26 protein-coding genes are annotated in these 26429 nt (G+C 70.7%); 7 read left to right on the forward strand and 19 right to left on the reverse strand.

Annotated features, from left to right (window positions below):
• Positions 1-22: 22 nt before the first annotated feature.
• A complete protein-coding gene (gene leuA, locus C9J87_RS16490; protein WP_232820088.1) occupies positions 23-1765 on the reverse strand; it encodes a 2-isopropylmalate synthase in 1743 nt (580 codons plus the stop codon).
• Between the two features lie 108 nt (positions 1766-1873).
• The gene (locus tag C9J87_RS16495; protein ID WP_010832560.1) at positions 1874-2704 is read right to left on the reverse strand and encodes a class I SAM-dependent methyltransferase; all 831 of its coding nucleotides are present in this window, start codon (positions 2702-2704) and stop codon (positions 1874-1876) included.
• A 60-nt stretch (positions 2705-2764) separates the two neighbouring features.
• On the opposite strand from C9J87_RS16495, the gene C9J87_RS16500 reads away from it, so the two are divergent.
• The 4 genes from C9J87_RS16500 to C9J87_RS16515 are packed head-to-tail and all read left to right on the forward strand — an operon-like array spanning position 2765 to position 5393.
• Complete coding sequence (locus C9J87_RS16500) at positions 2765-3250, forward strand: flavodoxin family protein (RefSeq protein ID WP_010832559.1); 486 nt, start codon at positions 2765-2767, stop codon at positions 3248-3250.
• Positions 3251-3266: 16 nt separating this feature from the next.
• Entirely contained in the window at positions 3267-4055 is a 789-nt protein-coding gene (locus C9J87_RS16505; RefSeq protein ID WP_010832558.1) for a septum formation family protein, read from the forward strand.
• Entirely contained in the window at positions 4052-4864 is an 813-nt protein-coding gene (locus tag C9J87_RS16510; protein WP_036492530.1) for a septum formation family protein, read from the forward strand. The genes C9J87_RS16505 and C9J87_RS16510 overlap by 4 nt, the downstream gene beginning before the upstream one ends.
• 7 nt (positions 4865-4871) lie before the next feature.
• A complete protein-coding gene (locus C9J87_RS16515) occupies positions 4872-5393 on the forward strand; it encodes a GNAT family N-acetyltransferase (RefSeq protein ID WP_107706079.1) in 522 nt (173 codons plus the stop codon).
• On the opposite strand, the gene era is transcribed toward C9J87_RS16515, so the two are convergent.
• The 16 genes from era to C9J87_RS16595 form a co-directional block, all read right to left on the reverse strand.
• Positions 5369-6370 (reverse strand): GTPase Era, encoded by a 1002-nt coding sequence (gene era / locus C9J87_RS16520; RefSeq protein ID WP_010832555.1) that lies wholly within the window; start codon positions 6368-6370, stop codon positions 5369-5371. The genes C9J87_RS16515 and era overlap by 25 nt on opposite strands.
• Positions 6367-7143, reverse strand: coding sequence for a siderophore-interacting protein (locus tag C9J87_RS16525; protein WP_036490492.1), 777 nt, complete (start codon positions 7141-7143; stop codon positions 6367-6369). Before C9J87_RS16525 ends, era begins: the two co-directional genes overlap by 4 nt.
• Before the next feature lie 9 nt (positions 7144-7152).
• On the reverse strand, positions 7153-8424 hold the full coding sequence (locus tag C9J87_RS16530; RefSeq protein ID WP_107706080.1) for a class I SAM-dependent methyltransferase: 1272 nt from the start codon (positions 8422-8424) through the stop codon (positions 7153-7155).
• Positions 8421-9812, reverse strand: a complete 1392-nt coding sequence (locus C9J87_RS16535) for an FAD-binding oxidoreductase (protein ID WP_107706081.1) — start codon at positions 9810-9812, stop codon at positions 8421-8423. The genes C9J87_RS16530 and C9J87_RS16535 overlap by 4 nt, the downstream gene beginning before the upstream one ends.
• A 26-nt stretch (positions 9813-9838) precedes the next feature.
• On the reverse strand, positions 9839-10174 hold the full coding sequence (locus C9J87_RS16540) for a hypothetical protein (RefSeq protein WP_010832551.1): 336 nt from the start codon (positions 10172-10174) through the stop codon (positions 9839-9841).
• The gene (locus tag C9J87_RS16545) at positions 10167-11471 is read right to left on the reverse strand and encodes a hemolysin family protein (protein ID WP_107706082.1); all 1305 of its coding nucleotides are present in this window, start codon (positions 11469-11471) and stop codon (positions 10167-10169) included. Before C9J87_RS16545 ends, C9J87_RS16540 begins: the two co-directional genes overlap by 8 nt.
• Positions 11468-11935: an rRNA maturation RNase YbeY gene (gene ybeY, locus C9J87_RS16550; RefSeq protein ID WP_010832549.1), complete on the reverse strand. Its 468-nt coding sequence runs from the start codon at positions 11933-11935 to the stop codon at positions 11468-11470. Before ybeY ends, C9J87_RS16545 begins: the two co-directional genes overlap by 4 nt.
• Positions 11932-12942 carry a PhoH family protein gene (locus C9J87_RS16555; RefSeq protein ID WP_010832548.1) on the reverse strand — a complete coding sequence of 337 codons (1011 nt, stop codon included), beginning with the start codon at positions 12940-12942 and terminating at the stop codon, positions 11932-11934. The genes ybeY and C9J87_RS16555 overlap by 4 nt, the downstream gene beginning before the upstream one ends.
• 122 nt (positions 12943-13064) lie before the next feature.
• Positions 13065-14276 (reverse strand): hypothetical protein, encoded by a 1212-nt coding sequence (locus C9J87_RS16560; protein ID WP_107706083.1) that lies wholly within the window; start codon positions 14274-14276, stop codon positions 13065-13067.
• Between the two features lie 43 nt (positions 14277-14319).
• The gene (locus tag C9J87_RS16565) at positions 14320-15525 is read right to left on the reverse strand and encodes a phenylacetate--CoA ligase family protein (protein WP_107706084.1); all 1206 of its coding nucleotides are present in this window, start codon (positions 15523-15525) and stop codon (positions 14320-14322) included.
• Positions 15526-15545: 20 nt separating this feature from the next.
• Entirely contained in the window at positions 15546-16397 is an 852-nt protein-coding gene (locus tag C9J87_RS16570; protein ID WP_010832545.1) for an ABC transporter ATP-binding protein, read from the reverse strand.
• Positions 16394-17590 carry an ABC transporter substrate-binding protein gene (locus tag C9J87_RS16575; RefSeq protein WP_107706085.1) on the reverse strand — a complete coding sequence of 399 codons (1197 nt, stop codon included), beginning with the start codon at positions 17588-17590 and terminating at the stop codon, positions 16394-16396. The genes C9J87_RS16570 and C9J87_RS16575 overlap by 4 nt, the downstream gene beginning before the upstream one ends.
• A 69-nt stretch (positions 17591-17659) precedes the next feature.
• Positions 17660-18721 carry a branched-chain amino acid ABC transporter permease gene (locus tag C9J87_RS16580; protein ID WP_010832543.1) on the reverse strand — a complete coding sequence of 354 codons (1062 nt, stop codon included), beginning with the start codon at positions 18719-18721 and terminating at the stop codon, positions 17660-17662.
• 1 nt (position 18722) lies between these two features.
• A complete protein-coding gene (locus C9J87_RS16585; protein ID WP_010832542.1) occupies positions 18723-19595 on the reverse strand; it encodes a branched-chain amino acid ABC transporter permease in 873 nt (290 codons plus the stop codon).
• Positions 19592-21529 carry an AMP-binding protein gene (locus C9J87_RS16590; protein WP_010832541.1) on the reverse strand — a complete coding sequence of 646 codons (1938 nt, stop codon included), beginning with the start codon at positions 21527-21529 and terminating at the stop codon, positions 19592-19594. Before C9J87_RS16590 ends, C9J87_RS16585 begins: the two co-directional genes overlap by 4 nt.
• Positions 21526-22371, reverse strand: a complete 846-nt coding sequence (locus C9J87_RS16595) for an ABC transporter ATP-binding protein (protein ID WP_010832540.1) — start codon at positions 22369-22371, stop codon at positions 21526-21528. Before C9J87_RS16595 ends, C9J87_RS16590 begins: the two co-directional genes overlap by 4 nt.
• Before the next feature lie 148 nt (positions 22372-22519).
• Here C9J87_RS16595 and C9J87_RS16600 point away from each other — a divergent pair, with 148 nt between their 5' ends.
• Entirely contained in the window at positions 22520-23257 is a 738-nt protein-coding gene (locus tag C9J87_RS16600; RefSeq protein WP_051204149.1) for an IclR family transcriptional regulator, read from the forward strand.
• On the forward strand, positions 23250-25043 hold the full coding sequence (locus C9J87_RS16605) for an AMP-binding protein (protein ID WP_010832538.1): 1794 nt from the start codon (positions 23250-23252) through the stop codon (positions 25041-25043). The genes C9J87_RS16600 and C9J87_RS16605 overlap by 8 nt, the downstream gene beginning before the upstream one ends.
• Before the next feature lie 4 nt (positions 25044-25047).
• On the opposite strand, the gene C9J87_RS16610 is transcribed toward C9J87_RS16605, so the two are convergent.
• Entirely contained in the window at positions 25048-25404 is a 357-nt protein-coding gene (locus tag C9J87_RS16610; RefSeq protein WP_036492495.1) for a histidine triad nucleotide-binding protein, read from the reverse strand.
• A gap of 75 nt (positions 25405-25479) precedes the next feature.
• Between C9J87_RS16610 and C9J87_RS16615 the strand changes: the two genes are divergently transcribed.
• On the forward strand, positions 25480-26403 hold the full coding sequence (locus tag C9J87_RS16615; RefSeq protein WP_107706086.1) for a Gmad2 immunoglobulin-like domain-containing protein: 924 nt from the start codon (positions 25480-25482) through the stop codon (positions 26401-26403).
• Positions 26404-26429: the final 26 nt, after the last annotated feature.

Here is a 26429-nt window from a genome sequence, read left to right on the forward strand (position 1 = left end):
CGCGGTTCCGCGGGACGTCCACCTAGCGGTTGGCGCGGTTGACCGCGCTGATCACGGCCTTGAGGCTCGCGGTCACGATGTTGGCGTCGAGCCCGACCCCCCACAGGACGTGGTCGCCGACCGCGCACTCGACGTAGGCCGCGGCGATCGCGTCGCCACCGGCGCTGAGTGCGTGCTCGTGGTAGTCGAGCACCCGCACGTCGAAGGAGTCGTGGTTGGCGCGCTGCACCGCGTTGATCGCGGTGACGAAGGCCGACAGCGGGCCGTTGCCCTCTCCGGACAGGGCATGCAGCTGGCCGTCGACGTAGACGTTGACCTTGAGCTGGTCCTTCTCCCCCTCGGCGCTGGAGGTGTGCACGGAGTCGAGCTTGAGCGGGGCCTCGCGCTCGAGGTACTCGGTCGAGAACGTCTCCCAGATCTGCTCCGGGCTGACCTCGCCGCCCTCGGAGTCCGTGTGGGCCTGGATGACCCGCGAGAACTCGATCTGCGCGCGTCGCGGCAGGTCGAGCTTGTGGTCGTTCTTGAGGATGTAGGCCACGCCGCCCTTGCCGGACTGGCTGTTGACGCGGATCACCGCTTCGTAGGACCGGCCGACGTCCTTGGGGTCGATCGGCAGGTAGGGCACGGCCCACGGCTGCTCGTCGACCGGCACGCCCGCGCGCGCGGCGTCGCGCTCGAGTGCCTCGAAGCCCTTCTTGATCGCGTCCTGGTGGGAGCCGGAGAACGCGGTGTAGACGAGGTCGCCGCCGTAGGGGTGGCGCTCGGCGACCGGCAGCTGGTTGCAGTACTCGACCGTGCGGCGGATCTCGTCGATGTCGCTGAAGTCGATCTGCGGGTCGATGCCCTGGGTGAACAGGTTGAGGCCGAGCGTCACCAGGCACACGTTGCCGGTGCGCTCGCCGTTGCCGAACAGGCAACCCTCGATCCGGTCGGCGCCGGCGAGGTAGCCGAGCTCGGCCGCCGCCACCGCCGTACCGCGATCGTTGTGGGGGTGCAGCGAGAGGAGGACGAACTCGCGGCTGCGCAGGTGGCGCCCCATCCACTCGATGGAGTCGGCATAGACGTTGGGCGTCGCCATCTCGACGGTCGCGGGCAGGTTGATGATGACCGGCTTGTCGGCCGTCGGCTTCCACACGTCGATGACGGCGTTGCAGACGCGGACGGCGTACTCCAGCTCGGTGCCGGTGTAGGACTCGGGCGAGTACTCGTAGTAGATCTCGGTGTCCGGCAGCAGCTCTTCGTACTTCTTGCAGATCTCCGCGCCGCGTACGGCGATGTCGAGGATGCCCTCCTCGTCGAGACCGAACACCACGCGCCGCTGGAGGGTGGACGTCGAGTTGTAGAGGTGCACGATGGCCTGCTTGGCGCCGCGCAGGGACTCGTAGGTGCGCTCGATCAGCTCCTCGCGCGCCTGGGTGAGGACCTGGATGACGACGTCATCGGGGATCAGGTCCTCCTCGATCAGCATCCGCACGAAGTCGAAGTCGGTCTGGCTCGCCGCCGGGAACCCGACCTCGATCTCCTTGTAGCCCATCTTCACGAGGAGCTCGAACATCTTCTTCTTGCGGGCGGGGCTCATCGGGTCGATGAGCGCCTGGTTGCCGTCGCGGAGGTCGACCGCGCACCAGCGCGGGGCCTGGCTCATCCGCTTGGTCGGCCAGGTGCGGTCGGTCAGGTCGACCGGGATGAACGGCTCGTAGCGCTGGTGGGGCATGCCACTCGACTGCTGCGGGTTGCGGTCGTGTGCTGGGCTGCTGGAGATCATGACGGTGTCCTCGAACTGGTGTGGGTGGTGCCGGCGCGCACACACTCTCCGCAGCGAGGGGTCCGGCTGGTCAGGCCCCGCTGCGGCAGCGAAGAAGGAGGCTGCGCGTCATGATGAGGACAGCCTAGCCCCGTCGGGTTCACGACGAAAAGTTGTCCCGGCATCGTGAGACGCGACCCGTCCTCGCACCGCGAACGCGACGGCGGTGATCTCGAACGGACCGTCGCCGAGCTGGGCCCGGCAGTGCTCGCGCAACCGCTGCACGCCCGCCTCGTCGAGGGCCGCGACCGCCTCGCCGATCGGACCGACGCCGTGGAGGTAGGGCTCCCACCACTCCTCGAAGTCCGGGTGGGTGACGGTGACCGCGAGCTCGGTGCCCTCGACGTCGTGCAGTCCGGCCCCGACGAAGAGCTCCTCGAGCTGGCCGGCAGCCCCGCCCGGCAGCGACCGCTCGCCCGACGGAGCCGCCTGCGCGGGGCCGACCGCTGCGAGCGCGGACCACACGGGCGCCATCGGGGCGCGCTCGCCGGCGAGGTCCCACACCGTCGCGCCGACCCAGCAGCCCGGACGGGTGACCCGGGCCATCTCGGCGATGCCTGCCGCGGGGTCCGCCATGAAGTGCACGACGAGACAGGCGCCTGCGAGGTCGAACGACGCATCGCCGTACGGCAAGGACTCGGCGCTGCCCTGGCGCACGTCGACGACGGGGAACCGCTCCCGGCACGCGTCCACGAAGGAGGGCGACGGATCGACGGCCGAGACCCGGCCGGCCCCGAGACGCTGCACGAGGTGCTCGGTCCAGGCGCCGGGGCCGCAGCCGACGTCGAGGGCACGCTCCCCGGCCCGCACGTCGAGCCAGTCGGTCAGCGCACCGGCCAGCGGTCGCGAGTAGCGCCCCATGAACCGGTCGTATGCCTCGCCTGCCACGTCGAACGTCACGGCATCCGACGCTACTCCTGTGCCCGCCCCGAGTGGCCTGTTCTCTTCTAGGCTGACGGCATGGCCCGACTCCTGATCGTCCACCACTCCCCCACCCCGACGGTGAGCGCGCTGACCGAGGCCGTGGTCGCGGGCGCCGGCGACGAGGCGATCGAGGGTGTCGAGGTCGTGGTGCGCGAGGCGCTCGCGGCCAGCGCGGACGACGTGCTCGCCGCCGACGGCTACCTGCTCGGCACGACCGCCAACTTCGGCTACATGTCCGGCGCGCTCAAGCACTTCTTCGACACGATCTTCCTCCAGGCCGGCGGCGCGCTGGCCGACGACGGGTCCGCGGGGTCAGCGACCGGCGGCCGCAAGCCCTACGGGCTGTGGGTGCACGGGCGCTACGACACGACCGGCGCCGTGCGGTCGGTCCAGTCGATCGTGCAGGCCCTCGGCTGGCAGCAGTCGGCCTCCGTGCTGGAGGTCCTCGGCGACGTCGGCGACGAGGAACGCGCGTCCGGCTACGAGCTCGGGGGTACGATCGCGGCGCTGCTGAGCGAGTGACGAGACGGGGAGACACATGGCCGAGCGCCTGCTGACGGTTCCCCTCCTCACCCTGCTGCTGCTCGCCACTGCGTGCTCCCAGGACACGGGCGCGGAGGACGCGACCTCGGTGGCGGCTCCCGAGCTCGGCGCCTGCCGCCTGTTGGCTCCCGATGACGTCGCCGCGTCGGCCAACTCCGCCCCCACCGTCGACTGCGCGGAGGACCACACGGCCGAGACCTATGCCGTCGGGCCGCTGCCCTCCGAGCTCGACGACGCGGCGTACGACGATCCCGACATCGGTGCCTTCGCCTATCAGACCTGCACGCGGGCGTTCATGAACTTCCTGGGCGCCGACGAGAGCCTGGCGATGCGCACGCTCTTGTCGTGGGCATGGTTCCGCCCGTCCGAGGAGGCGTGGGACAACGGCGCGCGCTGGTACCGCTGCGACCTCGTCGGCGGCACGGAGGAGGCGACCGAGTTCGTCACGCTGCCCGAGACGGCCGAGGGGCTGATGTCCTCCGGCGTGCCGGACGACCAGTGGATGTCGTGCGTCGACGGCGAGGCCGTGCCCGGCGCACCCCGGATCCCCTGCAGCGAGGACCACACGTGGCGCGCGGTGACCACGATCAAGGTCGGCGCCGAGGGCGACCCCTATCCCGGTGACCGGCTCGTCGAGGTCACGTCGCGCGACTACTGCGACGACTCGGTGAGCGCCTGGCTCGGCTACCCCTTGCAGTACAAGTTCGCCTACACGTGGTTCCACGAGGCCGAGTGGAAGACCGGCAACCGGCGCTCGATCTGCTGGGCCTGGACGACGACATGAGACCCATCGCCGTGCTGCTCCTGGCGATCGTGCTGGCGGGCTGCACCGATCCCGCACCGCCCGTCCCGTCGTCCTCCCCGTCCCCCTCGGCGTCCTCGTCCGAGCCGTCAACCACCGCGACCTCCTTGCCCCCGCGTCCGGTCCGCAACGGCTGCCACCGCCTGAGCTACCGGCAGGCCGTCGCGCCCGTCGTCGGCGGCACCGACGTCTCGTGCAGGAAGCCGCACACGTCGCAGACCTACAAGGTCGGCAGGCTCTCTCTCCTCTCCGACGGCCACCTGCTGGCGGTCGACTCCCCGTCGGTCCAGGACGCCGTGGCGACCTCGTGCACCTCGCTGCTGGGTGCCCACGTCGGCGGCTCGCCGGAGGACCTGCGCCTGAGCATGGTCCAGGCGGTCTGGTTCACACCGTCCGTCGAGGAGGCGGCCGCGGGCGCGGACTGGTTCCGCTGCGACGTCGTCGCCCTCGCGAGCGATGGCCGGCTCGCTCCGCTGCCCCGGTCCTCAGCGGGTCTCGTGGGGTCGTCCTCCCGCTTCGCGATGTGCGGTACGGCGACGCCGGACGCTGCGTCGCACCGGCGGGTCACCTGCTCGGCGAAGCACTCGTGGGTGGCCGTCGCGACGGTGGCCCTCACCGGGAAGTCCTATCCGTCCGCCGTCGAGGCCAGCACGCAGATGGAGTCGGCCTGTCGCGCCGCCGCCCGCTCGCGCGCCGACGACCCGCTCGACTTCACCTGGTCCGAGGAGCGCCCGTCCCGCGCCCAGTGGGACGCCGGCCAGCACCACGGCATCTGCTGGGCACCCGCGTGAGCCCGGCATGAGCATCGTCGAGCTCGGACCCGAGGACTGGCAGGAGTGCCGCGCCATCCGGTTGCGGGCGCTCGCCGACGCCCCGGACGCCTTCTCGGTCATGCTCGTGGACGCCGAGCAGCGACCCGACGAGCTGTGGCGCGAACCCCTGTCGCTGCAAGGCCCGACCATCGCCGTACGCACCGCCGGCGGGCTCGTCGCGATGGGCGGCGGCTACCTGTCGCCCGAGCAGCCGGACGTGATGATGGTGTGGGGCATGTGGACCGCCCCCGAGGCCCGCGGTCGCGGTCACGCCCGCTCCCTGGTCTCCTGGCTGCTGGACTGGGCGCGGGCCCACGGCATCAGCACCGTCGAGCTGCACGTCACCGAGGGCAACGACGCCGCGCGCGCCCTCTACGAGAGCTGTGGTTTCGTCGCCACCGGCGAGTGGGGATCGCTGCGCGAGGGCTCGCCGCTCCGGATCGAGCTGCTCAGACGATCCAGCACCCGCGCATCAGAAGACACTCAGAAGCCGAGCTTGCGCAGCTGACGCGGGTCGCGCTGCCAGTCCTTGGCGATCTTGACCTGCAGGTCGAGGTAGACCGGGGTGCCGAGGAGCGCCTCGATCTGCTTGCGGGCGGCGGTGCCGACCTCGCGCAGGCGGGCGCCCTTGTGGCCGATCATGATCCCCTTCTGCGAGTCGCGCTCGACGTAGAGGTTGGCGTAGATGTCGAGCAGCGGCTTGTCGTCGTCGCGGCCCTCACGCAGGCCCATCTCGTCGACCAGGACGGCGATCGAGTGGGGCAGCTCGTCGCGGACGCCCTCGAGCGCGGCCTCGCGGATCAGCTCGGCGACGAGGACGGCCTCGGGCGCATCGGTCAGGTCGCCGTCGGGGTAGAGCGGCGGTCCCTCGGGCAGGAGCGCGAGGAGCAGGTCGGCCAGCAGGCTGACCTGGTCGCCCGAGACGGCCGAGACCGGGACGATCTCGGCCCACTCGGTGTCGGTCTCGGTGCCGAGCGTGGCGATGTCGAGGAGGTGCTCGCCGAGCTGCTCGGGGGTGACGAGGTCGGTCTTGGTCGCGACCGCGATCTTGATCGTACGGCGGACCTTGCCGAGCTCCTTGACGATGAACCGGTCTCCGGGACCGATCTTCTCGTTGGCCGGGAAGCACACCGCGACCACGTCGACCTCGGCCCACGTCGTCTTCACCAGGTCGTTGAGCCGCTCGCCGAGCAGGGTGCGCGGACGGTGCAGGCCGGGGGTGTCGACCAGGATCAGCTGGCCGTCCGGTCGGTGCACGATGCCGCGCACGACCGTGCGGGTCGTCTGCGGCTTGGAGGACGTGATGACGACCTTGGAGCCGACGAGCGCGTTGGTGAGCGTGGACTTCCCCGCATTGGGCCGGCCGACGAAGCTGGCGAAGCCGCTGCGGAAGCCCTCGGGACGGGTGCCGTAGATCGGGCCCGCGGGCTCGATCCCGCTGACGTCGAAGTCCTTGTCCCGCTCACTGTCGTGCTCGTTGCTCATTCGGTCTTCTCTCGTGCTGCGTCGTAGTCGGCCCAGATCTGCTCGTCACTCTTCCCTGCCGCCTTGCCGGCGCGCCAGATGGGTCCCGGATCGACCGCGCGGGGCTGCCGCTTCTGGCCACCGCCGCGCCAGTAGCCCATGACGTCGTACGCCGCCGACGGCAGCTGTCGCTCCCGCATGAGGTGCTTGCGGATCGCCCGCATCTGGGCCGACTCCCCCGCCATCCAGAAGTAGCCGGACCCCTCCGGCCAGTCGATGGCGGTGACGATGTCCGACGTCGCGGTCTCCAGGCCGTCGGGCGGCGTGGACCAGCTGACGTCCCCGTCGACGTACGCACGGATCGGCTCGTCGGGCGTCTCGACCCACGCCGTGACCGGGACCGACACCGTCTCCATGATCCGCGCGACCGCGGGCAGGGCGGTGAGGTCGCCGACGAGCAGCAGCCACGAGGCGTCGGCGGGCATCGCGAAGGAGCCCTTCGGCTCGCTCACCGTGACCACGTCGCCGACGCAGTCCGTCGAGGCCCACTCGGTGACCAGGCCGTGCTCGTGGACGACGATGTCGAGCGTGAGCTCGGCCCCGTCCCACGCACGCACGGTGTAGTAGCGCATCTGGAACTGGCCGGGGATGACGAGCGCGACCCACTCGTCGGGGATGCCGGTCGAGGCGAACTCCGCGAGTCCGGGACCGCCGAGGACGAGGCGCACGAAGTGCGACGAGAGCTGCTCCCGTCGCACGACCTGCGCCTGGAACTGCCTTGCTCGGGTGCTCACCGGGCAAGGTTACGGCGTCCAGTCCGGGCGCAGCGGGAAGGCTGCCGGCCCGGTCTCCTCCGCACGCGTCGCGAGCACGTGGTGCAGCTCGATCTCGCCGCGCTCGAAGCCGATCCGGGACCCGGCCATGTAGAGCCCCCAGACCCGGGCGGTGCTCTCGCCCACCTCGGCGACGCACTCGTCCCAGCCGACCTCGAGGTTGTGGCACCACTGGGCGAGCGTGAGCGCGTAGTGCTGGCGCAGGTTCTCCGTGTGCTGCACCTCGAGCCCGGCGTCCTGCGCCGCGCGGATGACGCTGCCCGACCCGATCAGCTCCCCGTCGGGGAAGACGTAGCGGTCGATGAACGCCCCGGTCTCCTGCCTGCGGTTGTGCGGTCGGGTGATGCAGTGGTTGAGCAGCCGGCCACCGGGCTTGAGCCGGTCGCGCAGGTGGGCGAAGTAGGCGGCGTGGTTGCGCACCCCGATGTGCTCGGTCAGCCCGATCGAGCTGACCGCGTCGAAGCCGTCCTCGACCACGTCGCGGTAGTCGAGGTGGCGCACCTCGGCGAGGTCGCCGAGGCCCTCACGATCGATCGCCGCCTTCGCCCACTCGGCCTGCTGCAGGGACAGCGTGACGCCGAGCGACCGGACGCCGTGCTCCCGGGCGGCGTGGCGCACCATCCCGCCCCAGCCGCACCCGACGTCGAGCAGCCACTGCCCCGGCTCGAGGGCCAGCTTGCGGCAGATGAGGTCGAACTTGGCCGCCTGCGCCTCCTCGAGGGTGGCGTCCGGCTCCTCGAAGACCGCGCAGGTGTAGGCCATGGACGGACCGAGCACGAGCTCGTAGAAGCGGTTGGAGACGTCGTAGTGGTGGGCGATCACCTCGGCGTCGCGGGCCATCGAGTGCCGCACCCCCTCGACCGCGCGGCGCCAGCGCGGCAGGTGCTCCTGCGGCGGAGGAGGCGGGGGCCGAAGCCGGCCCAGGCCGAGGTCGCGCACCAGCGCCAAGGCCTCGGCCGGCGGCGGCATCCGGAACCGCACGTTGTCCTTGAGCAGCAGGAGCGCGTCGTAGGGATCACCCGGGTGGACGCCGGACAGGTCGAGGTCGCCCATGACGTAGGCGCGTGCCATGCCGAGGTCGCCGGGCGCCGTCAGGAGGTAGGCCAGGCCGCGCTCGTTGTGCAGGTGCAGGCCGATCGCCGCGCCTGCGGGGCCGGTCTCACTGCCGTCGTAGGCCGTGAAGCGCACCGGCATCCCGCCGCGCATCAAGGTCGCGAAGGCGTCCGCGATGGTCGTGCTCATCTCCGCTCCACCACCTTCTCGTAGAGACCGGTCAGCCGGTCGTCGGGGTCGTACCTCTTCTTCACGGCCGCGAGGTTGGCGCCGGCATAGAGCGCGTCGAACGTGTCCCGGTCGTAGAACGCCTCGGAGTAGAGCGACTTGTGGCCGCCGAGCTCGTGCACCTTCGTCTCGATCGCCCGGTTGCGCGGGGAGGTCGGCGCCTCCTGCCCGACCGGGACGTTGCCCCAGAACCCGACGTTGACGTAGGTGGTGCCGGCCCGTAGCGGATAGGAGGGCCACGGCTGGGCCGGGCTCGTGCGGCGCAGGCGCAGGGGGCACAACCACACCGGCCGCATCCCGATCTCGGCGTCGAACCAGGCCAGGAACTCCGGCAGCCGCTCGACCGGGACCTCGACGTCCTGGACGACCCGCTCGCTGCGCGGGCGGCCGGCGCGCCGGTCGAGGCGGTCGCCGATCCCCCACCGGCGATCGAGGGCGACCAGCGACATGTAGACGTCGGATCGGCGGAGGCGACGGGGCCACAGGCGGCGTACGACCGGGTGCTGTGCCCCGAAGGCGCGCGAGCACCAGAACCAGTCGGTGTCCCAGCGCCACACGTGGTCGAGCATGCTCAGCCGGTCGGTCGAGCGCTGCTGGATCGAGCGGTAGTAGACCTGCTGGCCGGTGTAGTCGCTGGTCGGCCCGGGCTCGTCGGTCCAGCGCGCCAGCGTCAGGTAGGCCTCGTCGGGCGCGAAGACGACACCGTCGAGGCCGTCGACGCGCTCGCCCTCCCACTCGCCCGTCGCGACGATCCGCGAGATGGCCTGGGGCAGGCCCTCGGGATCGTCGAGGCGCACGTGCCGCAGAGCGGCGTACGGCGAGACCCGCTCGAGCTCGATCCGCAGCCGTGTCGCATAGCCCAGCGAGCCGTAGGAGTTGGGGAAGGCGTCGAACAGGTCACGGTGCTCGTCTCCCGGGCAAGGCCGGGTGGTGACGACCTCCCCCGCGCCGGTGAGGACGTCCATCTCGAGCACCGACTCGTGCGGCAGTCCGTTGCGGAAGCTGGTCGACTCGATGCCGAGCCCGCTCACCGCACCACCGAGGGTGATCGTCCGCAGCTGCGGCACCACGAGCGGGATCAGGCCGTGCGCGAGCGTGACCTCGACGAGGTGCTCGTAGGTGCACATGCCCTGCACCTCGGCGACGCTGCGGCCGTCCGCACGCTCGACGGCGATGACCCCGTCCAGGCCAGAGACGTCGAGGCCGGCGCCCCGGGGAGCGCGCCCGCGGAACAGGTTGGACGTGGGCTTGGCCAGCCGCACGGGAGCATCACCGGGCAGTGCGGCCCAGGACTGACGGAGCCGCGCGACACCCTCCCGATGTGTCTCCCACCCGACCGCGGTGCGCACTCCTCCACGCTAGCGCGTCGGCTGCCTCAGGTGGAGAGGGTCGAGCCGATGGTTCCGCGGACGTCGCCGACGTGGACCGGCACCCCGGCCCCGGCGAACTCCGTCGCAGCGGCCAGCCCGGGCACCTCCTCGGCGGAGGTGAGCACGACGGCCGCCTCGAGCCCGCGCGAACCGGACGCGATCGCCATTGCCACGCACACGTCGAGCGCAGCCAGGGCCAGCGACGGCAGCGCGACGGTCGCCGCGGCATAGGTCCGGCCGTCGAGGTCGCGGACGGCGGCCCCCTCGGCGGCGTTGGTGCGGGCGCGGGTGGCGCGCGCGAGCGTCACCAGCTTCTGGTCCTCGGCGCTGAGGTCAGTCATCGTCGTTCTCCTGCTCGTCGTCATCGTCGTCCTCGACCACCACGCTCACCAGCACGGTGCCGATCTTGTTGCGTCGACCGGTGAGGCGCTCGGCCTCGAACCGGAGCCCGTGGCACTCGACCACCGATCCGGGGATCGGCACCCGGCCGAGGTGCTTGGCCATAAGCCCGCCGACGCTGTCGACCTCCTCGTCGTGCACCTCGATGCCGACGACCTCGTCCAGGTCGTCCACGGGGAAGCGTGAGGAGACGCGGTACGTCGAGTCGTCGACGTACTCGACCTCGATCTCCTCCTCGTCGTACTCGTCGGTGATCTCGCCGACGATCTCCTCCAGGACGTCCTCGATGGTCACGATGCCGGCAGTGCCGCCGTATTCGTCGATGACGACCGCGATGTGCTGGCGCCGGGCCTGGAGCTCGGTGAGCAACGCGTCGACGGGCTTCGACTCGGGCACCCAGTGCACCGGCCGCATGACCTCGTCGACGCGCTGGGTGAACTCGACGTCCGGCTGCTCGAAGTCGCGGCGGACGAGGTCCTTGAGGTAGGCGATGCCGACGACCTTGTCGAGGTTGTCGTCGATGACGGGCACCCGGGAGAAGCCGCTGCGCAAGAACAGCGACATCGTCTGGCGGAGGTTCTTGTGGCGCTCGATGTAGACGACGTCGGTGCGCGGGACCATCACCTCGCGGGTCGTGGTGTCACCGAGCTCGAACACCGAGTGGATCATCTTGCGCTCGCCCGACTCGATCACGGCGGACGCCTCGGCGAGGTCGACGAGCTCGCGCAGCTCGGTCTCCGTGGAGAACGGTCCCTCGCGGAAGCCGCGGCCCGGGGTGAGGGCGTTGCCGACGAGGATGAGCAGCTGCGGGAGCGGACCCAGGATCGAGGTGACGAAGTAGAGCGGGGCTGCCGCGAACAGCGCCACCGACGCGTCGTGCTGGCGTCCCAGGGTGCGCGGGGCGACCCCGATCGCGACGAAGGAGACCAGCAGCATCGAGCCCACGGCCGTGAGGTAGGCCGGCCAGAAGTCACCGTCGTAGAGGTCGTGGATCCACAGCGCCACCAGCACGATCGCGGCCGTCTCGCACAGCAACCGGATGAGCAGCGCGGTGTTGAGGTAGCGAGCCGGGTCGTCGAGGATCCGCACCAGCCGGCGCGAACCGGGCCGGCCCTCGTCCTCGAGCTCCTCGGCACGGGCGTGCGAGAACCCCGCGAGAGCGGCATCGGCGGCGGAGAAGAGTCCGGCCAGGAGGACGAGCAAGGCTGCTACGAGGAGCAGCCACAGATCGCCGCTCACTGGGCCGGGTCAGCGGCGGGGGCTCGCCACTCCTCCAGCAACCGGTCCTGCAGCCCGAACATCTCGCGGTGCTCCTCCGGCTCGGCGTGGTCGTAGCCGAGGAGGTGCAAGATGCCGTGGACGGTGAGCAGCTCGATCTCGGCGTCTCGGCCGTGACCGGCCTCGACTCCCTGGCGCTCGGCGATGGCCGGGCAGAGCACGAGGTCGCCGAGCACGCCCTCCTCCGGCTCCTCGGTCACCTTGCCGGGACGCAGCTCGTCCATCGGGAAGGCCAGCACGTCGGTGGGACCGGACTTGTCCATCCACTGCTCGTTGAGCAGCGCGATGGTGTCCTCGTCGACGGCCTTGATGCACAGCTCGGCCTGCGGGTGGACCCGCATCTTGTCCATGACGAACCGGGACAGGGTCGAGAGGCGGCGTACGTCGATGTCGGTGCCGGACTCGTTGAGGATCTCGACACTCATGAACGGGTCCCCCGGGGTCGGCCGGGCTCGGCGTGCGGAGCGGAGGCGTCGAACTCGTCGTAGGCCGCGACGATCCTGCCCACCAGCTTGTGGCGGACGACGTCGCTGGCGGTGAGGCGGTTGAAGGAGATGTCGTCGATGCCGTCGAGGATGCCCTCGATCACGCGGAGGCCGGACTTGACCCCGCTGGGCAGGTCGACCTGGGTCACGTCACCGGTGACCACGATCTTGGAGCCGAAGCCGAGTCGCGTGAGGAACATCTTCATCTGCTCGGGCGAGGTGTTCTGGGCCTCGTCGAGGATGATGAACGAGTCGTTGAGCGAGCGGCCGCGCATGAAGGCCAGCGGTGCGACCTCGATGGTGCCGGCGGCCAGCAGCTTGGGGATCGACTCGGGGTCGACCATGTCGTGCAGCGCGTCGTAGAGCGGGCGCAGGTAGGGGTCGATCTTCTCGCTCAGCGTGCCGGGGAGGTAGCCCAGCCGCTCGCCGGCCTCCACGGCCGGACGGGTCAGGATGATCCGCGTGACCTCCTTCGCGTGCAGGGCCTGCACCGCCTTCGCCATCGCGAGGTAGGTCTTGCCGGTGCCGGCCGGGCCGATGCCGAAGGTGATCGTGTGCTTGTCGATCGAGTCGACGTAGTGCTTCTGGTTGACCGTCTTGGGCCGGATCGTGCGGCCACGGTTGCTGAGGATGTTGAGCGAGAGCACCTCGGCCGGGCGCTCCTTCGTCTCGGCCTTCATCATCGTGACGATGCGCTCGACGACGTCCTCGCTGATGCCCTGGCCGGTGCGGATGATGGTGACGATCTCGTCGAGCAACCGCTCGGCCAGCGCGATCTCGGCGGGCGGCCCGCTCAGCGTGATCCGGTTGCCCCGGACGTGGACGCTCGCACCGAAGGCCCGCTCGACGATCCGCAGGTGCGCATCGCCGGGACCGAGCACGTTGACCATGTCGATGCTGTTGGGCACGACAACGGTGTGTGTCGGTGCTGGTGAGGTGTCAGTCATGAATGCCCATGGTGGGCGGCCTTCCCGGATCGCGGAGACGGAAGCGTCGCTCAATGGTAGCGAGCGGGACCGACGACGCCCACCGGGTTCTGCTCGACGCCGGGGCGGCGCCACGTCCGGGCTCAGGGACGCGTGACCTGCAACATCCCCAGGCACATCTCGTCGGTGGTGCCCTCGCCCCAGACGACGTAGCGGTCGGGCTGGCCCTCGAAGGACGGCAGCTGGTCGCGCAGCCACTGCACGTGCTTGCAGGTGACCTCCACGGTGTCGCCCGGCTGGAGCGTCACCGGCTCGATGTCACGGGCGCCCTGGTCGTCGAAGTCCCAGACCGGGATGTCGAGCACGGTCTCGGCCTCGGGCGTTCCCGGGTTGGTCTCGATCCGGATCTGGCGCCCCAGCAGGTGCATGTGTCCACCGGTCGCGTGGATGGTCATCGGCTCCCGGATCGTGCGCGTGCAGCTCTGCACCTGCCCGGCCCTGGGCTCGCCGCCGCACAGGAGGTAGAGCGCGTTGGCGGTGCGCGATCCCTCCGGGCCGAAACGGTCCAGCACGTCGAACATGGCGGCGTCGCGGTCGCAGAGCGGACCGTCGGCGTGCTTCGCCCGGCACGGGAGCTCGACCGGCGCGGGCAGCAGCATGGTGTGCAGCTGCTGCATCTCGCGGTCACCCGGAGCCAGGCGCAGCTGCGCGGCCGACGTGTCCGGCGCCGTACCGGCCAGGAGGTTGTAGTGGACCTGCATGATGATCCGGCTGCCGGCGCGCAGCTTCACGCCCAGGCCGGGCCTGCGCACGGACTCCGTGCCGCCGGGCGCCCAGGCCCCGATCCACGGGGCGTCGTCGACGTCCTGGAACTCGTCGAGCCCGGTGCCGCCGAAACAGGTCCAGCCCTCGCCGATCTCCTGGGTGTCGAGCTGCTCGGCGGCGTCGACCTGCTCGGGCGGGACCTGGAAGAGGATGACGTGGTGCACGACCTCGGGGTTGCCGGGCTGCACCGTCGTCCCCGTCAGCCACTCGTCCTCGGCCAGCTCGGGGTCGAGGAGGAAGCAGCGGTAGTCGTCGGTGCCGGCGCCGAACGGGGCCGACGGGGAGTAGGCCTCCGGCATGGTCAGCGTCGCGCGGCGCTCGCCCTTGCGGAGCGGGACCTCCTTCGCCGGCTCGGCCGCCTCGTGACCGTCGTGGCCCGTGGCGACCGGCTCGGCGGTCTCGCTCGGTGACTGGGTCGCCGTCGTGGGGCCGTCCTCGCGCGAGGCACCCGTGCCACCGCAGGCCGACAGGACGAGCATGGCGGTCGCGGCCAGCGCGACCAGGCCGCGACGTGCGCGCAGTTCACCCATCCCGCCAGCCTAGGGGCACGCGGTGCTCCCGGAAGCGCCTTCCTCAGATCGCCTCGCGCGCGTCCACCAGCACGTCGCCGGCGGGCACCGACTCCACGAACGTGACGCGGGGCCGCACGCGCAACGAGGCGCGGGTGCGCTCCTCCGCGGCCGTGGTCACCATGGCGCGGTCGGCGCCGCTGCCGGCGACCAGCTCGAGCCTCAGCTCGTCCCGGTCCGCGTCACGCAGCACGACGTAGCGGCCGCCCTCGACGCCCAGGTCCCGCAGTCCGCGGACCACCTCGGCGGCCTGGTGCGGGTGGATGAACATTCCGCGCGCCTTGACGGCTGCGCCGACCCGGCCGAGCACGCCGCCCAGCCGCAACCGATCGCCCTCGTCGAGCTGCCAGCGCGAGATGTCGCCGGTGCCGAAGCGCAGCAGCGGCGTGCCCGCCCCCACCATCGTCACCACGACCTCGCCCGGGGAATCGTCGAGCACCGGCACGCCGCTCTCGGGGTCACAGACCTGCACGAAGACGTGGTCGGGCACCTCCAGCCCGGCACCCGGCTCGACCTCGTGGCCGATGAGGCCGGCCTCGGCCGTGCCGTAGGCCATCAGCACCGTCGGGACCCTCTGCACGAGGCGCTCGCGCAGCGCGTCGGGCAGGGGCTCCGCCGTCACCAGCGCCTTGTCGACGTGCCAGCGATCGGTCGGCAGGTCGAGGTTGTCGAACGCCTCGACCAGCGCCGCGAGATAGCTCGGCAGCCCGATGTAGGCAGTCACACCGATGTCGGACACGACCCGCGCCTGGACCTCCACCGAGCCGACCCCGCCCGGCACCACGGTCGCGCCGACGGCGCCGCAGGCCAGGTCGAACATCATGCCCGCGGGCGAGAGGTGGTAGCCGAAGCAGTTGAGGACCACGTCCCCCGCGCCGATCCCGCACGCCTGGAGCGCCGCCGCCCACTGCCACGGGTCCTCGCCCTCGAGCTGGACCTCGTAGATCGGTCCGGGCGAGGCGAACACCCGTGCCACGGGCGTGCCTTCGGCCACCAGACCGCCGTACGGCGGATAGGCACGCTGCAGCGCAGGCAGGGCGTCCTTCGTGAGGACCGGGACCGAGTCGAGGTCGACGGCGGTGAGCCCTGAGCTGCCCACCCCCGCTGCGGCCAGCCGGTCGCGGATGGACGGGACCCGGTCCACCATGCGCCCGACCGCACCGGCGGCCTCGGCGCCGCGCTTGTCGTAGTAGTCCCGGACCGCCTTCATGTCAGACACCGTTCCCCCTCCTAGAGCCAACGCTTGCGACGCTTGTAGTGCTTGACCTCGCGGTAGTTCTTGGCGCCACCCTCGCCGCCGAGGCCGAGGTAGAACTCCTTCACGTCCGGGTTCTCCGAGAGCTCGGCCGCCGTCCCCTCGAGGACGATGCGGCCGCGCTCGAGGATGTAGCCGTGGTCGGCCACCTCCAGGGCGCGGCGGGCGTTCTGCTCGACGACCAGCACGGTGAGCCCGGTCTCCGCGTTGAGGTTGCGGATGTGGCCGAAGATCTCCTGGACCAGCAGCGGGGCCAGGCCCAGTGACGGCTCGTCGAGCATCAGCAGCCGCGGCTTGGCCATCAGGGCCCGGCCGATGGCCAGCATCTGCTGCTCACCGCCGGAGAGATAGCCGGCCACGCGGCTGCGCATGTCGGCGAGCTTCTCGAAGTAGGTGTAGACGAGGTCGAAGTCCTCGGGCTTCGCGCCACCACGGGAGTAGCCGCCCGCCACGAGGTTCTCGTGCACCGTCAGGTGCTCGAAGACGTGACGCCCCTCCATGCACAGCGAGAGACCTGCCTTGACGCGTGCTGCGGCGTCCATCCGGGTGATGTCCTGGCCGTCCAGGACGATCTTGCCGTCGGAGATCTCGCCGCGCTCGCTGGGGAGCAGCCCGGAGACAGCCTTGAGCGTGGTCGACTTCCCCGCGCCGTTGGAGCCGAGCAGGGCGACGATCTTGCCCTCCGGCACCGACAGCGAGAGACCGCGCAGGACGAGGATCACCTCGTCGTAGATCACCTCGATGCTGTCGACGCTCAGCAGCGAGCGGCCCGCCGCCGCGGCCGGGACGTGCCCGGCCGCGGCGGACTGGATGGACGTGTCGCTCATTCCGGCGTCACACCGGTCTCGAGCGGCTTCATGGAGCCACCCTCGGCGACGTAGACACCCGAGCCGGTGGAGCCGCGGTGCGAGTCACTGCTGAACTCGACCGTGCCCGTGCCCACGACACCGCCGGTGTCGATCGGGCCCATCGTCTCCAGGGCCTCCTTGATCGCGGGACCGGAGAGGTCGTCACCGTCCTCGAGCACCTGGCGGATGCCCTCGGCGAGGATGTGCATCGTGTACCAGCCCTGGACGTAGTGCACGCCCTCCTCCTCGAGGGAGGAGCCCTTCTCGGAGAGGTAGGCCTCGATGTCGGCGTGGCCCTCCTGGTCGGCGGTCACCGGCGCGAACGGCTGCACCAGCACGCTGCCCTCGGCCGCGTCGCCCGCGGTCTCGATGAACAGCTCGTCGGAGCACCAGTTCAGGCAGACGATCCGCATGTCCAGGTTCTGCGCGGCGATGTCCTTGGCGACCGTGGCCGCCGGGCTCGACACGTTCTGGATCAGGACGTACTTCGCGCCCTGGGCCTTGGCACGCGCGAGCAGGCCGACGTAGTTGGCCGCACCGGCCGGCATCGGGTAGGCCTCCATCGAGATGTCGAGGCCCTTCTCCTCGATCCAGGCCTCGGCGTCCGCGAGCGGCGCGAGGCCGAAGGGCGAGTCGTTGTGGAAGAACGCGACCTCAGCCGTGGCGTCGGAGTCCTCGTCGATCCAGTTCAGGCCGACACGCGCCTGGTCGGAGTAGGTCGGCGCGACCACGAAGTTGTACGGCGCCTGCGCGGGGTCGGTCAGCGCCTCGGCGTACGACGCGGACATGAAGGGGATCTCGTCCTGCGACACCTTGCCGGACAGTGCCTCGGAGTCACCGGTGCCCCAGCCCTGGATCGCGACCGCGCCCTCGTTGAGGTATTCCTTGTAGAGGCGCTCGGCCGTCGGCACGTCGTAGGCGTAGTCCTTCGACGTGGCGTCGATCTCGCGGCCCTCGATGCCGCCCTCGCTGTTGATCCAGTCGATGTAGCCGAGCATGCCGTCGTTGTAGGGCGTCCCGACGTCGCCGGTGGCACCGGTGAGGTCGGCGATGACGCCGACCGGGATGGCGCCGCCCTCGTCGCCACCCTCGTCGGCACCGGGGGGAGCACAAGCGGTGAGCGCGACCAGGGCGGAGGCCGCGAGCGTGGCCGTCCAGCGAATCCTGAACATGAGGTTTCTCCTTGTGGGTTGGGGCGGTGCTGACGTGGTGCTGACGTGGTGCGGGGTGGAGCTGGGAGGTCAGTAGCGGAACGGCCAGAAGCGGATGTAGTCCTTCATGCGTTGCCAGATCTGGGCCAGGCCGCGTGGCTCGAACAGGAGGAAGAAGATGATGACGAGGCCGAAGACGACCTGCTCGATGGCCGGCACCCGGCTGAGCAGCACGGGCACCGAGTCGCCCACGGCGCCGACGGTCTCCTGGATGAAGACCGGCACCAGCACCATGAAGGCCGCGCCGTAGACCGAGCCGGCGATGGTGCCGAGCCCGCCGACGATGATCATCGCGAGGTAGAGGATGGAGACGTCGAGCGTGAACGCCTCCCAGGTGACCGTCTCGGTGTAGTGCGCCGAGAGCGCTCCGGCGAGACCGACGAAGCCCGAGGAGACGGCGAACGCCGTGACCTTGGCCCGGGTGATGTTGACGCCGATCGCGGACGCCGCGATGTCCTGGTCGCGCACGGCCATGAACGAGCGGCCCAGCGACGAGCGGAACAGGTTGCGGGCCGCGAGCACGGCCAGCACCGCGAAGGTGAGCAGGATCCAGTACCACTGCCACTCGAAGTACTGGCGCTCGATCTCGAAGCTGCCCAGGCTCAACCGGTCGACCGTCAGCGGGGCGCTGCCGTCGCGCAGGAAGGTCCAGCGGCGGGCGACGAAGACGATGATCTCCTGGCTGGCGAGCGTGGCGATCGCGAGGTAGAGCCCCTTGATCCGCAGCGCCGGCAGGCCGAACAGTGCGCCGGCCACGGCCGTGATGACGACCGCGCAGGCGATGCTCAGCGGCGCAGGCAGGTCAGCGCGCTGGTAGAGCAGGGCGGACGAGAACGCGCCGATGGCGAGGAACCCGCCCTGGCCCAGCGAGATCTGGCCGGTGAAGCCGACCAGGATGTTGAGCCCGACGGCGCCGATGACGGCGATCAGGATCGTGTTGACGATCGAGAGCCAGTAGTTGTCGAGGACGTAGGGCGTCACGAGCAGGCCCACGATCATCAGCGCGAGGCGGAAGTACTCCGCCTTCGTGTGCCGCAGGGCGCTCTCGCGTCGATAGCTGCGGTGGTAGACACCGGTTGCGGTGGCAGACATCTCAGACCCTCTCGATCCGCGTCTCGCCGAACAGCCCGTAGGGGCGGACGAGGAGGATGGCGACCAGCAGCAGGTACGGCGCGATCTGGGCCAGGCCCGGATCCCAGTAGCTGCTGACGTACTGGCCGGAGAGCCCGATCACCAGGCCGCCGACGATCGTGCCGGGGACCGAGTCGAGGCCGCCGAGGATCACGACGGGGAAGACGAGCAGCCCGAAGGTCGTGAGCCGGCTGCTCACCTCGGTGATGTCACCGAGGAGCACGCCGCCGATGAGCGCGCTGACGGCGGCGAGCGCCCACGCCATCGCGAAGATCCGGCGGACCGAGATGCCGAGCGTGAGCGCGGCCTGCTGGTCGTCGGCGACGGCGCGCATCGCGATGCCGTGGCGGCTGCGCTGGAAGAACAGGGTGAACAGCGTCAGCACGACGGCTGCGATCACGATCACCAGGATGCGGTTGAGGGGGAACGTGGCGCCGGCGAGCTCGATGGTGGTGCGCGGCAGGACGGCGGGCTGGGTGACGGCGCGGGTGCCGAAGAACAGCTGGGCCACGGCCTTGAGGACGGCCGCGAGCCCGATGGTCACCATGATCACGCTGATCGCGCTCTCACCCACCAGTGGTCGCAGGATCAGCCGCTCGATCAGGACGCCCATCACGATCGCGAACAGGATGCCGACCACGACGGCGAGCACCAGCGGCAGCTGGAAGACGACGAAGGCGGCGTAGACCGTGTAGGCACCGATGAGCAAGAACTCGCCCTGGGCGAAGTTGATGACGCCGGTGGACTTGTAGATCAGCACGAAGCCGAGCGCGGCCAGCGCGAGGATCGCGCCGTCGGAGACGCCGTAGATCGTCTGGGTCAGGAAGTTGCTCATCGCCGACCACTCCAGACCGGGCGCTGCTTGCTGTGTTGCGGGGGCACGTATCCCTCCAGGTGGTGGATGTCGAGAGTGATGGCCCGTTTGGTCGACGTGCCGTCCTGATAGGAGACGGTGTTGGTCATGGCGACCCGGTCGTCGCCGCGGTCCAGCGCCTCGATGAGCTCGGCATAGCGCTCGTTGATGACGCTGCGGCGGACCTTGCGGGTGCGCGTGATCTCGTCGTCGTCGGGGTCGAGCTGCTTGAAGAGCACCAGGAAGTGCTTGACCTTGATGCTGTCGGGGAGCTCGGCGTTGGCCCGGTGGACCTCCTGCTTGAGGAGCTCGGCGACGCGGTCGTTGCCGGCCAGGTCGGTGTAGGTCGTGTAGCCGATGCGCTCGTGCTCGGCCCACGACCCGACGGTGGCCGGGTCGATCGTGACCATCGCCGTGATGTCGGTCGTCCCGAAGGCGACCGCCTCCTCGACGTACGGCGAGAACTTGAGCTTGTTCTCGATGAAGGCGCTCGAGAAGCGGGTGCCGTCGGGTGCGGTGAGCACGTCCTTGGCGCGGTCGATGACGACGAGGTGGCCGTCCTCGAGGTAGCCCGCGTCGCCGGTGTGCAGCCAGCCGTCGGCGTCGACGGTCTCGGCGGTGGCCTCCTCGTTGCCGACATAACCGGAGAAGACCGACGAGCTGCGCAGCAGGATCTCGCCGTCGTCGGCGATCCGCATCTCGGTCTCGGGCAACGGCACGCCCACGGTGTGGAAGCGGACGTCGTTGCTGTGGTGCAGCACCGCGATGCCACAGATCTCGGTCTGGCCGTAGATCTGCTTGAGGTTGACGCCGATCGCGTGGAAGAAGCGGAAGACGTCGGGGCCCAGCGGCGCGCCACCGGTGTAGCAGCGCTTGACCCGGGCGAGCCCGAGCTGGTCGCGCACCGGGCGCAGGGCGACCCAGTCGGCGAGCAGGGCCAGCAGCCCGAGCAGCGGGCCCGCGCCCTTGCCGTTGACGCGGCGGGCGGCGACCTTGTCGCCGACGGAGTAGGCCATGCCGAACACGCGTCGCTTGAGCCAACCAGCCTCGTCGATGCGCACCTGGACCTCGGAGAGCATCGACTCCCAGATCCGCGGCGGGCTGAACATGACGTTGGGGCCGATCTCGCGCATGTCGGAGCGCTGGGTCGCGGAGTCCTCGGGGAAGGAGAGCGTGAAGCCGCGCAGCAGCCCGCAGGCCACGGCCATCATCTGCTCGCCGATCCAGGCCAGCGGCAGGAACGAGACGAACCTGTCCTTGGGTCCCAGCGGATCGACGCTGGTGAGGTGCTCGGCCATCGACAGGAGGTTGTGGTGGGTGAGCTGACCGAGCTTGGGCAGCGAGGTCGTGCCCGAGGTCGTGCAGACCACCGCCACGTCGTGAGCGGTGCCGAGCGCGACCTCCTGCTCGAACCAGCCCGGCCGGTCGGTCGCCCACTCGCGACCGCGCGCTGCGAGGTCCTCGAAGTCGGCGAGCCACTCGTCGGCGTACTCCTCGAGGCCGTGCGGGTCGTAGTAGGCGACCTGCTCGACGTGCGGGAGCAACGGGCGGACCTTGAGCAGCTTGTCGACCTGCTCCTGGTCCTCGGCGATGACGACACGGGCCTTGCTGAGCTCGAGGATGTGCACGATCTCCTCGTCGAGGCTGGTCGGGTAGATCCCGACCACAGCGGCGCCCAGCGACTGGGCGGCCAGCTCAGAGATCAGCCACTCGGGGCGGTTGTCCCCGATGACGGCGACGATCTCCCCGCGGCGTACGCCCAGCGAGGCCATGCCGTGGGCGATGTCGCGCACGCGCTCGGCATATTCGGCCCAGGTGATCGGCTGCCAGATGCCGTAGAGCTTCTCCTGCAGGGCGATGCCCTGCGGTCGGTCGGCGGCACGCTCGGCCAGGAGGCGCGGCATGGTCGTGCTCATGAGTCGGCCCCGAGGTAGGCCTCGACGACGGCGGGGTTGGCGCGCACCTCGGCGGGTGTCCCGTCGCCGATCAGCCTGCCGAAGTCGAGGACGCTGACGCGGTCGGAGATGTCCATGACGACTCCCATGTCGTGCTCGATCAGCATGACGGTCACGCCGCGCAGCTCGTTGACGTCGAGGATGTAGCGCGCCATGTCCTCCTTCTCCTCAGCGTTCATGCCGGCCATCGGCTCGTCGAGCAGCAGCAGCCCGGGCTCGATGCACAGGGCGCGGCCGAGCTCGACCCGCTTCTGGATGCCGTAGGACAGGGCGCCGACGTGGGCATGCCGGTGTTCCTGGAGCTGGAGGAGGTCGATGACCTCCTCGACGAACTCGCGGTGCGCGAACTCCTGCTTGCGGGCCGGGCCGAACCACGCCAACGACGGGAGCAGGCTGTGCTTCATGTGGATGTGGCGCCCGAGCATGAGGTTCTCGAGGAGCGTCAGGTGGCCGAAGAGCTCAATGTTCTGGAAGGAGCGCGCCACGCCGTGGCGGGCGATCCGGTGGGGCGGCATGGCCACGACGTCGTGGGTCCGCGCGACACCCTCCTCGGAGCGGGTGTGCAGCGTGATGTGTCCGTCCTGCGGCTTGTAGAGCCCGCTCGCACAGTTGAGCAGGCTGGACTTGCCGGCACCGTTGGGGCCGATGACGGAGTGCACGTCGCCCTGGCGGACCGTGAACGACACCTCGGAGAGGGCGCGGATGCCGCCGAAGCGCAAGGAGACGTCGCCGATCTCGAGGAGCGGCTCGCCCACCGGCACGCGGCTGGAGTTGAGCTCGAAGCGGTATGCCCGACTGAGCACCTGGTTCCTCCCTGTGGCGCCCGAACCGTCGGGCGGAGTGATGTGACCTGCACCTCACCATAGATTCCACTATGTGGAAGTGCAACCCCCTATTTGAAATCGGCTTCCGCTGATAGCCTGACGGCCACACATAAGCGGAAGGGACTCGATGAGCGACGTACGGGGCGAACCCACGGAGGTGCGCGGGACACTGGGGACGGTCCGCAACGCGGTGCGCCTCCTCGACCTGCTGGCCGACGGCTCGGCCTACCAGCAGCTCACGGACCTGGCCGAGCGCTCGGGCCTGTCCGTGCCGACGGCCCACCGCCTGCTGCGCTCACTGGTCCTGGCGGACCTGGTCGAGCAGGACCCGCGCTCCTCGCGCTACAGCCTCGGCCCGGAGGTCACGCGCCTGTCGCAGCGCTACCTCGGTCGGCTGCCCATCCTCGGGGCTCTCTCCCCCTATCTCGTGTCCTTGCGCGACACCTTGCAGACGACCATCCACGTCGCGGTGCTCGTGCGCGAGTCGGTCGTCTACGTCGACCGCATCGACGCCAGCGACGGCGGTCCCTACCGCGACAGCCACCGCGTCACCGACGCCCTGTCCACCGCCGCGGGCCGGATGCTGGCCGCGCGCGCCGGCGACGAGGTGTGGAAGCAGTGCGTCGCGTCCCACGCCGGGCTCGTCGACGAGGACCCCGACCGGCTGCGGGCCGAGTGGTCACGAGCCGCTCACCTCACCTCCGGCGACGAGATCGCCGTGGTCGTGCACGACGCGGGCGAGACCCCCGTCGCCGCCCTGTCCGCGACCGTCCCGCCCGGCGCGGACGCCGCCCGGGTCGAGGTCATCGCGACACACCTGTCCCGCGCCGCAAGCGCAGCAGGAAGGACGCTGGGTCATGGCTGAGACCGCGCGGGACACCGCTGCCTACTTCGCTGCCTGGGCCGAGGCCGCCGGCACCCTGACGTGGGACACCCCCTGGACCGAGCTCTTCCGTGAGCAGCCGCCCCTGCACGACTGGTTCGTCGAGGGCCGTCTCAACCTGTCGGTCAACTGCATCGACCGCCATCTCGCCGAGCGCGGCGACCGCGCCGCCATCCTGTGGGAGGGCGAGCCGGGAGACCGTCGCGTCGTCACCTACCGCGAGCTGCACATGCAGGTCGTCCGCCTCGCCGCCGCCCTGCGCGCGCTCGGGGTCGGCCAGGGTGACCGCGTCGCCCTCCACCTCGGGTGGGTGCCGGAGGCGGTCACCGCGATGATGGCGTGCGCCCGGATCGGTGCCGAGTACACCGTCATCCCGGTGGCGCTGCCGACCGAGGCCCTCGCCGTGCGCGTCGACGACTTCGGGCCCAAGGTCCTCTTCACCCAGGACGGCGGCTGGCGCCACGGCGCGATCCTGCCGCTGAAGTCGCGGATCGACGAGGCGCTCGAGGCCAGCAGCGGCGTCGAGGCCACGGTCGTGGTGCGCCGCACCGGCGTCCAGGTCGACTGGTACGAAGGCGATCGGTGGTACGACGACCTGCTGACCGCCGCAGATCCGCGTGACGGCGAGCCCGTCGCCGTACCCGCCTCGCACCCGGTCGCCTGCGTCCACCTCGCCAACCGCCGTGGCCGGGCGGTCGCGATCCACCACGGCACCGCCGATCTCGCGGTCGTCGCGCTGGCCAACCACCTCCACGTCATGGGCGAGGGCGACGTCTTCTGGGGCGCCGCCGACATCTCCTGGCTGGGCGCGCAGGCGCACGGCGTCGTCGGTCCGCTGCTGGGCGGTGCGAGCACGGTGATGTACGAGGGCACCCTCGACGTCCCGGCGCCTGCTCGCACGTGGCAGATCATCGAGCGCTACGGCGTGACCGCGATGATGACGTCCCCCTCGATCGTGCGCGCGCTGCGCGGCTGGTCCCTCACGCCGACCGGCGCCACCGGGTCGCTGCGCCGCCTGACCACGATCGGCGACCGGCTCGAGCCCGACCTCCGGGCCTGGCTGCGTGAGGTGCTCGGCGACGGCGTCAGGGTGTCGGACGCCTGGGGCCAGCTCGAGCTCGGCGGGATCGTGACGAGCGACGAACCCTCACCGGCGATGCCGGACCCGGGTTTCGCCATCGTGGACGCCGAGGGCGACGAGGTCGCGGCGGGCGAGCCCGGCGAGTGGGTCATGGTGCTGCCCTGGCCCGGCGTCCTGCGCGGGGTCGAGGCACCCGACGGCACGGACCCGACGTCCTACCACTGGGAGCGGCACCCCGGCGTCTACGCCACCGGCGACGTGGCCCGGCGCACCGCGTCCGGGGAGGTCGAGTTCCTCGGCCGCCTCGACGAGGTCATCTCGGTGTCGGGGCAGCTCGTCTCGCTCAACGAGGTGCGCGACGTGCTCCGCGACCAGCCGTTCGTCACCGACGCGGAGGCGTTCGAGACGACCGACCAGCGACTCGGTCGCGTCGTGGGGGCCGCCGTGGTCCTGGCCGACGAAGCAGCGCCGACCCCGGCGACGTTGCGCGACCTGCAGGACGCCGCGCGCGAGCTGCTGGGCGGTCTGAGCCGGCCCCAACGACTGCTGGTCGTGGACCGGCTCGGGACGGGGCTCGACCCGGCCATGCGACGCCGGTCGCTGGCCGTGCTGGCCCACGGCCACGACCACCGCATCGTCACCTGGGACCAGGTCGTCGACACGGCGCGGGACCTGCCCAGCTCCTGAGCGATCAGCCCGGTGGCCAGGTCATCGACCGGCCGCCGAGGACGTGCAGGTGGGCGTGGAACACGACCTGGCCCGCACCGGCGCCGGTGTTGACCACCGTGCGGTAGGAGTCGAGCCCCTCCGTCTCGGCCACGGCGTCGGCCACGCGCAGCATCTCGGCCGCGCTCACCGGCTCGTGGTGCGCGAGCTCGGCCGCCGTCTCGTAGTGGCTGCGCGGGATCACGAGCAGGTGTGAGGGGGCCTGGGGGTTCAGGTCGCGGAAGGCGACGGTCGTGTCGCCCGCGTGGACGATCTCCGCCGGGATCTCACCGGTGACGATCTTGCAGAAGACGCAGTCATCAGGGCGCTCTGGAGAAGTCATGGCCTTCACAGTAGATCGTGCGGGCGCGGCGTGTAACCGGCTGCGACCGCCGTACGTCCCACTAGCGTGAAACACATGACTTCCCCCTCCCGTCGACTTGCTGCCCTCCTCTCGCTCGGCGCGCTCGCCCTGGGCGCGACCGCGTGCAGCGAGGAGGTCCCTGACCGCGACACGTCGCCCGCGGCCGAGACCGCCACGGAGACGCCGACCGATTCCCCCACCGACTCCCCCACGAGCGACCCGGGCGAGGCCGGCGAGACCGAGGCGGCGGCCGGCGAGACGGTGGTGCCGGTCTACTTCGTCGGCGACACCCCGCAGGGGCCGCGACTGTTCCGGGAGTTCCGCGCCGTACCCGCAGACAACCCGCTGATGGAAGCGACGGCGCTGATGCTCGCCGGCGACTCCCTCGACCCCGACTACCGCACTCTGTGGCCCCCGGTCGAGGTCTCCTCGGTGGGTGCGACCGACGGCGTCCTGCTCGTCCAGATCCCCGGCGACGGCTTCACCGCGCGCCCCGACGGAATGTCGAGGAAGGCCGCGAAGCTGGCCCTCCAGCAGCTCGTCTTCACCATCCAGGGCGTTCAGCAGGAGCGCGTGCCGGTCGTTGTCAAGCGCGGGGGCACAGACTTCCGGCTGTTCGGGCTGAGCACCGAGCAGGAGTTCACCAACGCCGCCCCGCTCGACGTCATGGGTCTCGTCAACATCACCACCCCCGAGCAGGGTGCCGTCGTCACGGGCGACACGCTCGAGGCCAGCGGTGTCGGCTCCTCCTTCGAGGCCACCATGCTCTGGGAGATCCGCCGGGGCGACGAGGTCGTCCTCGACGGCTTCGCGACCGCCGAGGGCTGGATGGACAAGCTCTACCCGTGGGAGACCTCGATCGACGTCTCCGGGCTGGAGCCCGGCGACTACACGTTCGTCGCCCGCACCGACGACCCCTCCGGCGGTGCTGAGGGCTCCGGGCCGCACGAGGACACCAAGGACTTCACGATCGAGTAGGCGCCACCTTGCGCAGAAACGTCCCT

The sequence above is a fragment of the Nocardioides allogilvus genome (genome assembly GCF_003047285.1).
Classification (GTDB): Bacteria; Actinomycetota; Actinomycetes; order Propionibacteriales; family Nocardioidaceae; genus Nocardioides; species Nocardioides allogilvus.